The 12,228-nt window shown below is 58.5% G+C and carries 7 protein-coding genes; all 7 read right to left on the bottom strand.

The genetic code is table 11. The annotated features are described in order from the left end of the window. Window position 1 precedes the first annotated feature (1 nt). Window positions 2-2,470, bottom strand: a complete 2,469-nt coding sequence (locus tag EP837_RS14495; RefSeq protein ID WP_066530106.1) for a TonB-dependent receptor — start codon at window positions 2,468-2,470, stop codon at window positions 2-4. Between the two features lie 278 nt (window positions 2,471-2,748). Continuing rightward, window positions 2,749-3,594: an SMP-30/gluconolactonase/LRE family protein gene (locus EP837_RS14500; RefSeq protein WP_066530109.1), complete on the bottom strand. Its 846-nt coding sequence runs from the start codon at window positions 3,592-3,594 to the stop codon at window positions 2,749-2,751. 893 nt (window positions 3,595-4,487) lie between these two features. Beyond that, window positions 4,488-5,432 carry a Coq4 family protein gene (locus tag EP837_RS14505; RefSeq protein ID WP_197486402.1) on the bottom strand — a complete coding sequence of 315 codons (945 nt, stop codon included), beginning with the start codon at window positions 5,430-5,432 and terminating at the stop codon, window positions 4,488-4,490. Between the two features lie 924 nt (window positions 5,433-6,356). Next, window positions 6,357-7,562: an LLM class flavin-dependent oxidoreductase gene (locus tag EP837_RS14515; protein ID WP_082919718.1), complete on the bottom strand. Its 1,206-nt coding sequence runs from the start codon at window positions 7,560-7,562 to the stop codon at window positions 6,357-6,359. Between the two features lie 105 nt (window positions 7,563-7,667). After that, window positions 7,668-10,007, bottom strand: a complete 2,340-nt coding sequence (locus EP837_RS14520) for a TonB-dependent receptor (protein ID WP_156518614.1) — start codon at window positions 10,005-10,007, stop codon at window positions 7,668-7,670. Window positions 10,008-10,278: 271 nt separating this feature from the next. Continuing rightward, window positions 10,279-11,412: a helix-turn-helix transcriptional regulator gene (locus EP837_RS14525; RefSeq protein ID WP_066531618.1), complete on the bottom strand. Its 1,134-nt coding sequence runs from the start codon at window positions 11,410-11,412 to the stop codon at window positions 10,279-10,281. 94 nt (window positions 11,413-11,506) lie between these two features. Continuing rightward, window positions 11,507-12,223, bottom strand: coding sequence for an SDR family NAD(P)-dependent oxidoreductase (locus EP837_RS14530; protein ID WP_066530113.1), 717 nt, complete (start codon window positions 12,221-12,223; stop codon window positions 11,507-11,509). Window positions 12,224-12,228 lie beyond the last annotated feature (5 nt).

Raw genomic sequence — 12,228 nt, forward strand, 5'->3', positions numbered from 1 at the left:
ATTAATCCGAACCACCAAACTTGTAACGCGCGCGCAGGCCGAACATTCGCGGTTCGCCATACATCTGTGTCCAGCCACCGATCGTCTGGTAAGTGCCGGTATTGGTGATGGCGTAGAGCTTGTTGGTCAGGTTGGTGGCAAATAGTGACAGGTCCAGTCCGCTGGCAAGAGCATTCTTCCAGTCCAGCGTGGCGTTGAGCAAGCCGAATGCCGGCAGACGCACACCCGGCTCGTTGGTGGTGCCGTCCGGGAATTTCTCTGTCGAGAACGGCGCGGTCTCCTGCGCATCCGTCCAGTTGTAGCTAACGAACAGGCTAAGGTTGCCGAACTTCTCTGCGGTCGGAATGGTGAAGCGACCGTAGACGGACAGAATGTTGGGCGACAGATATTGCAACGGGCGGCAGGTCATGTCTGCCCCGGCAAAAACCTTAGGCGAAGTGATCGACTGAGCCGTGCAGTCCCAGACGCCCGAGTTTGAGTCGAACTTGAACGACTTGTAGTGGGAAGAGGTGTGGCTGTAGTTCAAGCCCAGCTCGATTTCGCGACTCGGCCGGATCATCGCCTCTACTTCCACACCCTTGATCACGGCCGAAGCAGTGCTGAGCGTGATCGCGCCGTTGCCGCCGGTGGCGCTGTTGCGGTCACCTGCGGCGCGCTGGATGTTCGAATAGTCCAAATAGAAGCCATTGACGTTGAGGCGGGTCGCCATACCGCCGACCTCGAAGTCCGACTTGAAGCCCGCTTCATAGTCGGTGAGGTATTCCGGCCCGAAAGTCCGGGTGTTCGGAAACACTGCATAGGCGTTGAAGCCGCCTGCCTTGTAGCCCTTTGTCACCTTAGCATACAGCATCAGGTCGTCATTCGGCCGATAATCGATACCCACTGTCCAGTTCGGCGCCGAGCTTTTGAGATTGCCGGTAAACCGGCAATCAGTCAGCGGAGTCGCAGTAAACTGCGACTTCCAGGAGCACAGGTTAATGACGGCGCCCCCGCCGATCGGGATCGCCGACCACGACGCCGTAAAGCCCTCTACATGATCCCAGGTATAGCGATACCCTCCAGTCAGTCGAACACGATCTAGCCCGGGCACCAACGCTCCGAGATCGAGGCTCGCTTGCGCGTAGAGCGCCTTCGATTCATTGGTTACCCCGACCTGGCTGGTGCCCAGCGCACAGCCGACTTCAGTCTTTCTACTGCAAACGTTGATGGAGAAGGACTCCATCAGACCTGCAGGAGACTGTTTGAAGTAGAATCCGCCCACGGTGTAGGTGAGCCTGTTGTCCAGCGCATTGCCCTGCAACTGCAGTTCTTCCGTGAACAGCTTGTAGTAATCACGCGGCGACCGGCGACTCTCGATCGTGGTACCAGTGTTGTAGATCGGAGCAATCGTGCCGTCCTGATCGTTCGAATAATAGGATTTAAAGAGAGCATAGCTGATGATGTTGCGAATTTTTATATTGTCAGTCGCGTCGAAGTCAGTGGTGTTTGTGATCCCCCAAGTCACGGTTTTGGCGAAATCATCCACTCCATGAGCAGTCTTGCGGGGACCAAGAGCGTTGGCTTGCGCTACCAGGTCGGTGTAATAATTGCAGTTCCCAGCGGAACGACAGAAATCAAAAGACGGCACAAAACTGTCGAGCGCCTGAAAATATCCCGTGTTAAACCCCTTCGCGATCGAGCCCGAGCCATTTGTTCGAGAATAGCCGTAATAAGCCATCGTATAGTTCTGGAGATTTTCGGTCGGGTTCAACATCATTCCGAAGCGAGCCATGCGCCAGTGCGTGTCGTCGCGATCCTTACGCCAATTGACGTCATAGGTAAAACCGTCACGATCGCGCGTTGCGCCGACCAGGCGGATGCTCACCTTGTCCGTAACTGGAACGTTGAGCATGGCTTCCAGCTCAGTCATGTTATAGTTACCAACGCCGCCTCCGATATAGCCTTCAAGCTGACCTGTCGGTTTCGCCGGAGTGAGCAGGATCGCACCACCCGTTGTATTGCGGCCGAACAAGGTGCCCTGTGCACCCGACAGGACCTGCACGCTCTGAAGGTCGACGAAGTTACCCGGGCCACCCTGGTTCGAGAGCGTGTAGCCGGACGGCAGCGGCACTTCGTTCATGTAGACGACGACTGCGGGCGATCCCTGAAACGATGCCGACTGGCCGCGAATGGAAGGCGACATGACATCGCGTGATGCCTGACCATTGGGGGCGATTACCAACGACGGAACCGATGCCTGCATGTCCTGAAGGCTCGTGACGCCACGCTCCCGCAGCCCTTCACCTGAAACCGCGGTTATGGCAATTGGAACGTCCTGCGCACGCTCCTCACGCCGCGTGGCCGTGACGACAATCTCATCGATCGCAGTCTGCGCCAGTGCGACGTCAGGCGCGATCAGCGCACCCGCAGCAACACCCGTAAATAACAATCGGCCTGCATGCCGTCGACACGCTAAGAATTCAGCCCCCATGTCATCCTCTCCTTATCTTTTCGTGCGAGAACCATTAGATATTGGAAGAAAAGGAAGGATATTGCCGCCGAAAACGCACAGTTACCGTCATACCGACCTTAGGCCCGCTGACTTCACCGACAGGCATGGCAGAGCGTTTCCACTCCGGCGCCCCTCCATCCCTCTTTATTATTTTTTGCGCATTTTTTTTATCCTTATCACTACAGCATAGGGCCCGCAATGACCATTTAGATGCAATAACAACTTCTTCCTCATGACTTTATTTGAAACTTATTCAATTAAGGCCATCCTCCGGATGATCCCACATTGACGCGAGCGACATCGATACGACCACTCCTGACCTTAACTGTCACTGCTGGATCATGATCTGAAGCGCAGCAGATGAACAGGTCGCGCCCATCCATTCCGCCGAGCATACAGGCATAGGGTCGGGCGGCTTCGATCGGGATTTGCGTCAAGATCTCGCCGCCTTCACGCACGCGTATCACAGAGTTCGCAAGGGCGACGGCCACCCAAACGCAGCCTTCTGCATCAAGGCAGATGCCATCTGGTGCATAGCCGTCCAGGTCAGCAAATATGCGCCGATTAAAGAGCCGCCCTTCCTCATCGATATCGAAAGCGGTGAGGCGAGACGCGAATGTCTCGGCAACGATGAATGTCCGACAATCTGGAGTGATTACGCTACCATTTGGGCAATGCAGGTGATCCGCCGCTACCGCAACTGCCCCATCAGGAGCGACCGCAGCGATGCATGTCGGCCAAGGAGCTTCACCACTGTAATAATCAAATCCGACATTGCCCGCGTAAGCCCAACCCCGATGATCAACGACCATGTCGTTACTCTGCCCGGAGTGAATAGCCGCCAATTCGGCATACATGACCAATTGCCCATCCGAGCCTCTGCGATAAAGCCGACGCTCGTCCATCGAAACCACCAACAGGGCGCCATCTGGCAGCCAGCCCATGCCCGACGGCCCGCCTGGCACAGCGAAATGCTCGTGAACATGACCATCAGGGTCAAGGACGTACACGGTTCCGCCGTGTTGGTCGGCAAACCACAGACGCCCTTCATGCCAGCGTGGCCCTTCCGGAAAGGCAAAGCCGCGCGCAATCGTTCGGGTCATGAGCGGCGCACCCGCGCGAAGACCGCGGTGAGTTCTTTGGTTATAACCAAGCTCTTACCTCCCCACCGTCGCGCTATTGTTTGCGCCCTTCTTCGATGTTACGCACTTCGGCAAAGCTTAGCAATAAGGACATGTCCTTTTTTGCGGAATAATAAATCGCTTGGGACATGCAGATCACTTCTGTGCGTCGAATACGCTCCAATACGCGTAAATATCCCATATCCATGCTGCGCAGTTTTTTTGCGTGACGGCTGCAGGTCTGCCTGATCAAGCATCATTTTACCGGCGCCTCAGGATAGCCGAGCAGAGGAATTCCCCTCGCGCGGCAAGTTCCCAGTCCGGGTGCGTTGCCGGCGTTTAGCGGATGCGCTTGGCATCATCTTTGTGTCGATGCCCTTTCGGTGATCAGCACCGGTTTGCTCGGCGCGGCGTCAAACCACCCTAAACGGGTGATATGAACTAAAGGCGGTTATTTCCGCTCCTACGAACCAAGGCCTGAAATCGGCTCGTTCCCAGCCTTAGCTCTGAAAATCGATAGAGCGGATAGAATCGGGGAGCAAGATTTACTCCTGAGCATCGGTAAGGGTCGAGATGGGAAATCCGCGCTGAGTGCCTCCGTTCCGCGCCCCCACAGCAAACTTGCCCGACAGACGGAGTGCGATGCGCCAAAGTCTCAGCGCGAACATCCTCGCTCACTATGCATCTACGAAGTCGCAATCGTGGGCCGAAGAAAGGCGCTCGGAAGTTCCCTTGGCGGCGGTGCGAGCAGGTGACGACATTTTTCATCGTCCACCTTTGCTGCGTGGACTAGCACAGGCTGGTCGATCAGCTGTGGCGCATCATGATCATTGGACGCCGCAAATGAGCCAGCGTGTTGTGATTCATGCAGGTTGTTATTGTTTTGCCAGAAATGCATGGGGATCGACTCCCTCGAATTTCCAGACATCATGCACCTTCTTATACCAAAAGGGTGCTGGCACGTTGAACCGCTCTCTTACTTCTGCCAGCGGCATGGGCAGTATTCCCCGGATCGATTGTTCGACAATCCTTGTGCAAAGCCTGCCGTGGCGATGCGCTTCGATAATAGCGCGGAGGATCGGCGCCTTTGTCTTGAGCTGAACTTTCATCAGCAGCGTTCCTGCTGTAGATACTGCCAAATGCCCGGGACTAGGACGTTGATGGAATAAATAGGCCAACAGGCACTGCTCACCCAAGGGATCTCGCTCATATCCCGTCAGAATGTGGAGAATGTCATGGATATCGCGCAAGCGGTCATTATACCATTCCACCCCATCCTTGAGTAAAGGCTGGCCATTGCGATCATTGCCTGTAGCCGCGACAAGTCCTGCTGCGCTTAAACCTTCACGCTCCATAAAGTCGCAATAGGCATGAGCAAAGCTCCCCTTGGGAGTTTTGCGCAAGGCAACATGATCATCGAGTATGTCGGGGAGATAGGGTTCGCTTTGATAGATCGCCTGTCCCTGCGGGCTTGTAAGAAAATTAATCGCTGCTTCTGCGGCTCCGCGCCAAGGTAGCGCGTCGAAAACGCCGATGATTTGATCAGTCTGTTCTTTGTCTTTTCGCACATGGCTGAAGTGGCGCCATGCTTTGACAAAATTCCATTTTGGTCGCTGCCTGTCGGGATGGACCAGGGGTATGACGTCCACCGCATCGCCTCGCCTGCGGGCAATTATACTCGCGTCGAAATGTCCATCTTTGTAGAAACCAAAGGCATCCGCAGTTAGTGTCCGATCATCGCAGTTTTCCGCAGCAGGCAGCTCTGAAAACGCAAATTGATCGATGTCAGAATCTTTGACACGAGATAAGACGTTTTCCATGTGCATACCCACTCAAAATTTTTAATCGGATATTAACTTAGAATATCCTTGTCAATTGGTTGGTCGATTTCAATGCCTTATCGACCCTCATCCGCATCCAGGCGTGCAAACCCGATCGGGTGCTGTTTGCGGACCCCCCGAGGGCCAGCAGTCCCTGCCGGCCGCAACAGTGGCCGGATGGACGGCAACCTACCGACGTCAGTAGATCAATCGGTAGTTGCAACGACGGGTCCGTCCAAAGACGACCGACCGCACCTGAATTTCAGGAATAAGCCGCTGCTGACGCCAGGATCTCCGCGCGCGGTCGCAACGCTAGCCTTTTTCCGCGCTTAGCCATCGGAAAGCTGGCGAGGTCAATTCCCGCTAGCTGGGAAGATGAGGATCAGCGACATAGTTTGTGATCGGAAAATTCTAACGCGAGCCACCGTGGTTCCGCAAAAGGCCCGAACGCCAGGTCAGTTTGAGCTGATGGACGATGCTCGCTCAGCCTCATCAAATGGCTTGAGCTCCAAGGTGGATCCTTGAAGGATTACGCCTTTCCCAGCCGCACCGAACACGCGACCCACATCAGCACAAGGCAATATGCCCGCCTTGTTCACGAAGGGGTCACAGAAATTGCCTTTCTGAGCGAGGATTATGGCACCCATTCCCTGCGGCGAACCAAGGCGTTTATCATATACCAAGCCGCCGGCCATCTCCGCGCTCTCCAGATCATGCGGGGGTATACGAAAATAGAAAAGCACGGTCAGATTTCGGGGTGGATGTTGAGGGCGCCCATTGGCAGGGTCACAGAAATCTGACTGCTTGGCTCCTCTTCTTAGTGGGGAACCAGACCCTGTGCTGTGTCGGTAGACCAGAGACTTTCCGTATTTCCACTTTTGCCATCAGTCCCAAGCGCGACTGGTTCTTCGTTGCTCCCTTGCATCATTCACCCAGTGATAGCCCGGGGTCCGCAGCGAAGTTTTCAAATTCCCCGACGGGCTGGCCGGTCTGCGCTGCATGCTTGTCAAAGGCACGCTTCGTCGCGCTCTGAATAACGTCGATGAAGCCGTCGCGATTTTCTCGCGCCCAGTCGAAGGATTTCTGGCGATTACGATTGTCTCCGTTGATCGCAGGCAGCACATAACGCATCATCATTTCCATCGACTGCTTCTTGTCGTCCTGCGACGACCAATTCTTGTCGAGCATGAGGATGCAGCCGAAATCCGGAACTTTTTCTTCAAGCCTGCGAATTTGCGCGATCGCGTCGTCGGGTGTGCCCACCACGATCTCATTGGCTTCTAGCAGATCTTCCAGCGACTTGTGCGCGGGTGATTCCTCGAGCTGCTCGGACTGGTTCTTGATGTAGAGACGCCATTTTTCGTACCCCTGCCGCACTTGGTCCATGGCCTTGTCTCGCGTTTCGGCAATGTGGATGTCGGTTGCGCAACGGATGGAGGCTGGCGACAGGGTCGTGCCGAGCTTCGCGGCCGTATCGCGCGCGATCTTCCAGTTATTGGTCAGCGCATCGTAGCCGCCATGCATGGTCGAAGCGAGGCACAGCATGCCGGCGTGGTATTTCGCCGCCAAATTGCCGCCATTGGGAGAGAAGGTGCTGGCGACGCATATTTCAAGATCAGGATTGTAAGGCAGCAGTTGCGCATGAGCGTCGCGAAGGTCGTACCAGCCCTCATATGTCTCGCTGATCCACTCGCCGGACAGAAGGCGTGTGATGAGCGACAGGCCCTGGTCCAACTTGTCGCGCGACTCCCGCGCATCGAGCCCCAGCATATGCGCATCGCTTACCAGCAGACCGGGCCCGGCACCGAAGATCAGCCGGCCGAAGGTCAGGTGGTCCAGCTGGGCGATGCGGTTCGCCGTCATCAGCGGGTTGTGATAGGGCAGAGAGATGACGCCTGCGCCCAGCTTGATCCGCTTCGTGCGTTGGGCGGCCGCTGCGATCATCAGTTCAGGAGACGCGCTCAATTCATAGGCGCCGCTATGATGTTCGCCGTACCAGAATTCGGCAAAGCCGATCTCGTCGGCGAACTCGGCTAATGCAAGGTCGCGTTCAAGCGCCAGAGTGGGGCTTTCATCCAGAGGATGGAAAGGCGCCAGGAACATGCCGGCGCGTAGAGGGACCTTTCTCATGCTTCTCCTTTCATGGGGTAAGGGCGGCAGTCACGTTGCCGGGCATGGCGCTCATGTCCGGCAGCCATGAGAAGGTGAACCCAAGGCCGCCGGATGATCCATGCGTCAGAACTGGAGGCCGAAATCCACCCCATAGGTGCGTGGTTGCTGGAAGGTGCCCACGGCCCAGGTATCGAAGACGGGGAACAGGAATTCGGGCTTGTCGGAGTTGTTGAGATTCTTGCCCCACAGCGAGATGCGGCCTTTAAGGCTGCCGAGCGGGATTTCGGCGAACGTCATCCGGGCGCCGATTTCCCAGCTTGACGGTATGACGAGCGCGCGGTCCAGCACGGCATCGCCGCTGCCAAGGCAGCCTTCTGTGGGAGACTGGAGCGCGCCGATCGGGCATTGGAGCCGGTAATGCTTGCCTTCATATTGGCCGTCGATCCGGAAGCTCAAAGTCGTGCCGTCCGGGAAGGCCGCCGCTTCATATTGCGCGGCGAGATAGCCGGTGTGCCGCGGCTGGTAGGTTCGCACCGGGGTCGCGGCCGGATTGGAGGTCTCCGCCTTCGGGTTCACGTCGGTGAAGCCATAGTTGGCCGTCAGCGTCAGGCCATCCACGGGTATGACCGTCGTTTCCAGCTCGATACCGCGCGCCCGTTCGGTGCCGGTGTTGAGCAGGATGTTGCCGCCCTGGTTCGGGTCGAACCCGGTGACCTGGAGCGCCTTCCGATCCGCCTGGAACAGCGCCAGGTTGACGCGGACGCGACGGTTCAGGAATTCCGACTTGAGCCCCAGCTCATAGGATTTGATCGTCTCCGGCTCGAACTCGGCGCCGTGGAAGATGCCCCCCGACACGAAGCCGGTGGTGAATTTTGCATAGACGCTGTTGTTGGGTGCGAACTGGTAGCGGACGGACGCGTCATAATCGAAGCGTCCCTGCTTGGCGCTGAAGCTGCCGCGCGGCACCGTTGGCGTGCGCGGCGCGGCGAGGAGGTCATTTTCGGTGCGGTCATCATAGGAATAGCGCGTGCCGCCGCTGATCTCCAGGCCGTCGGCGACGCGAACGTCGACATGGGCATAGGCGGCGTAGGATTTATTGAGGACGCGCAGCAGATCACCGCCGGCAAGATAGCTGTCGGGGTTAACGATAGGGATCGGCTGCCCCGGTTGGCTAACCAGGCCAAAGATTACCGGGCTGTTGAGGAACGCCTTTTCCCGATAGTAGAATAGGCCGCCGACGAAATCGACCGCGCTGGTGTGGCCGAGCAGCTGCAACTCATGCGACCATTGCCGCTGCTTGGCGTAGCGCACCGCCGCAAGCGCCTGGAAATCACCGCCGGTGCCGCCATAGGGATCGACGAGCGCGTTGCCGTCCAGGTCAGAGGAGCTGTTGACGGTGAAGCCGCGCAGCGCGCCTATATATTTGACCGTCAGCATGTCATTGAGGTCATAGACCGCCGTCAGGCTGTGTCCCCAGGTCTTCTGCGTAGCTGGTGCAAGGCCATCGATGGGCACGCTGGATAGACGCTTGAGGCTCTCGACCGCCGTGCCGCCCAGCGCCGGCTGGTTCGGGAAGTTGGTGATGCCGCCGAAGGCCGCCCCGCCGTTCAGCAACTGCATCGCATCCAGCGTCGTCACTAAGTCGGCATAGTCGAAGCGATAATCTACCGTCAGGTTGTCGATGCCGCTGTATCGCACGGCGACGAAGACAGACTCATTGTTGTTTGCGCCGAAATTGTCGGCGCTGGTCTTCGGACCGAAGGGTTCGGGAAAGAGGTAGGTGCGGCGCGGCCCGGAATTTTTGACATATCCGGTATTTTCATCATGCGCGTAGGTAATGCGCGCGGCTAAGCCGTTCCATTCAGGCGTGTTGACCGTAATACGGCCTCGACGGCGCTGATAATTGCCGATCGTCGCATCGGCGATCACGCCGAACTTGCCCGTAGGCGCGGCCGTCACGAAGCTGATCGCGCCGCCAGTCGAGTTGCGGCCGAACAAGGTGCCCTGCGGGCCTCGCAGCACTTCGATGCGCTCGATATCCGACAGATCGAAGGCGGAGTTGCCCGGCCGGCCGAGATAAACGCCATCGACGTAGAGCGCGACCCCGGAATCGATCTGGAAATTGATGGACCCGGAAGACACGCCGCGGATGTTGAACTGTGGCGCGGTCGGTGAACCTGCCTGTTTTTGAATGACGACATTGGGCGCGGTCTTACCGACATCCTGGAAGCTTTCGATCTGCAGGTCGGCGATCAGCGCGGCGTCCATCGCGGTCACGGCGGTGGGAACATCCTGAAGGCTTTCCGCACGCTTGCGCGCCGTGACGACGATGTCCGTCAGGCCGCTGTCGCCGCGCTCCGCCGACTGATCGGCGGCAGGCGCTTCCTGGGCATAAACGGTGCCCGTCATGAGAGCCGCGGACCCGACACAGGAAAGTAGCGCATAATAGGAAATACGAGACACGATATTCCTCCCCACCAGTTAGCGCGCCGGACGAATGGCGCGATCGTTCAGCGCGTTGAAGGGAGATGGTGCGGCTCGCCGGGGCGGCACGCGCGGCCTCCGTCGCCGGCGGCAATCGATGGCGCCGGTCGTCGGATAGGCCACGAGAACCTGGCTTGCTCGCCCGTCCTCTCCTCGTTCGCGTCTGCTTGTGCAGATCGTCGAAGCGGAGATTGGCGCACCTGATGAGGCTGCGACACCTCCAAATCAATTAGGTCAAAACAAGGGGAAATCAGCCGCCACGCTGCAGCGTCAGCTCCGGCAGGCTGGTGTGGATGAGATGGACCAGCTGGGACTGCCGTGCCACGCCCGTCTTTGCGAAGATGGAGCGCAGATGCGCGCGCACCGTGTTCTCCGCGATGCCCAGCCGATGCGCGGTATCGATCACCGAAACGCCATTCGCGAGGGAAGCGGAGATCGCGGCTTCAGTGGGCGTGAAATTGAACAGCTTGCGCACGGCATCGCTCGTGACGACGCATTGGCGTTCTGGATCGCCCAGGAACAGGGCGATCGCGGGCGCGCTGCCGGTGTGCATGAAGCCGGGTATCTGCACCGGCTGCACGACAATGCCGATGTCGCGGTGACCGGAGGGACGCTCCGCCAGGAAGACGGAGCGTCCGCTCGAGCCGCTTGCGGAAACCGCTTCCTTCAACCGCCTGCGAAATTCCGCGTCGCGGGCCGGATTGGACAGGGCGACGCGGCCTCCGACCAGTTTGATCCCGTCTCCATCGGCCAGGATCGATGCGGCAACCTCGTTCATCTTAAGCACCTTGAGATGATGGTCGAGGATCACTGTGCCCACCGCGAACTGCTCGATCGCGCCGATCATCACGGCTTGTTCGGAGCGCGAGGTCTCCAGCCGCTGATAGAGTTCGATCGCTTGGCGCAGATGTGGCACGATCTCCTCAACACGGCGAGTTTCCTCCCGGTCGAACGGTTCGCCTCCCGGTGCGCGGGTAAGGCGCAGGCGCGCTTCGTAGCCGCCGCTCATGCGCAGATCGACGCCCAACACATGGGAGCCGTCCATCGTCTCCACCCATTCCTTGTAATAGGTCGTATTCTTAAGCGCCGCTTCCCCCACATATTCATAGAGGGTCACAACCTTGCCTTCAGGCAGCCCGACAAAAGGGTCTATTTCGAGATAACGGTCGAGATAGCGCTGGATCGATTCGCTTGTCGCGGTCGGCGTGATCATCGTCGTCAGTGAAGGATCAGGCGGCGTCAGGATCAACGTGCCATAGCGCGCATGGGTCTGGTCCCGCAGGATCAGCAGGAAGTCGCGCCAGGGATCGTCGCTCAGCAGCGATGTGTTCAGGGATAGTAGTAGGCGGGAAAATTCCGCAAGCCTGCCTGCCTCATCGGTCATTCCAGCGCCTCTCCCGCTCGGGTCCTTCTGGACCTTGGGAAGCATGGTAGAGGCTTGCATGCGGCTTGCCAATCGAAGAGGTCGGAGGCGTCGATCAGGCTTCGGCGATCATGTAGCCGCCGCTTGCCACAAGACATTCCCCGGTGATGAAACGGGCGGCCGAGCTGGCAAGGAAGAGCGTCGGGCCGGCGATATCCTCGGGCGTGCCCCAGCGGCCGAGCGCCATCCGCTGCGCAGTGGCCGGACCATAGGCAGGATCGTCGGCATAGCGCTCCGTCATGCGGGTGCGGACCGGGCCGGGCGCGACCGCGTTGATCCGCACGCCCTTGGCGCCCCATTGCTGCGCCAGCGACTTGGTGAGCAGCAGGAGCCCGGCCTTGGCGGCACTGTAGCCTGGAAAGATGGAATTGCCGAAGATCGCCATCATCGAGGCGATCGTCACCACCGCCCCGCCGCCGTCATGGTCGCTCTGCGCGAGCAGAGGGAGGCAGGCGGTCGTCAGTGCATGGACGCCCTTCAGATTGGCGTCGATCGCGGCGTCGAAGTCCTCCGGCACGGCCGTTCCGCCCGCATTGTTCACCAGAATGTCGATCTTATCGAGTTCGCGCGCCAGAGAGTGGATGCTGTCGCGATCGTGAAGGCGCAGGGGTAGATAGTCGGCACCGGGCGGTATCAATTCCGGCTCAACGGTGTCGCGCGTGCCGGTGATGATGACCCGTGCTCCCGCTTGGAGGAAAGCGGTAGCGATGCCCGCACCGATGCCGCTGCTACCGCCGGTGACGAGCACATGGCTTCCTGTAAAGTCGAACATTGCCT

This window comes from Sphingobium sp. EP60837, assembly GCF_001658005.1.
Lineage (GTDB): Bacteria > Pseudomonadota > Alphaproteobacteria > Sphingomonadales > Sphingomonadaceae > Sphingobium > Sphingobium tyrosinilyticum.

Coding starts and splice junctions, on each gene's coding strand:
- EP837_RS14515 (WP_082919718.1), bottom strand. CDS start 7,562: ATGAGAAAGGTCCCTCTACGCGCCGGCATGTTCCTGGCGCCTTTCCAT.
- EP837_RS14530 (WP_066530113.1), bottom strand. CDS start 12,223: ATGTTCGACTTTACAGGAAGCCATGTGCTCGTCACCGGCGGTAGCAGC.
- EP837_RS14500 (WP_066530109.1), bottom strand. CDS start 3,594: ATGACCCGAACGATTGCGCGCGGCTTTGCCTTTCCGGAAGGGCCACGC.
- EP837_RS14505 (WP_197486402.1), bottom strand. CDS start 5,432: ATGGAAAACGTCTTATCTCGTGTCAAAGATTCTGACATCGATCAATTT.
- EP837_RS14495 (WP_066530106.1), bottom strand. CDS start 2,470: ATGGGGGCTGAATTCTTAGCGTGTCGACGGCATGCAGGCCGATTGTTA.
- EP837_RS14525 (WP_066531618.1), bottom strand. CDS start 11,412: ATGACCGATGAGGCAGGCAGGCTTGCGGAATTTTCCCGCCTACTACTA.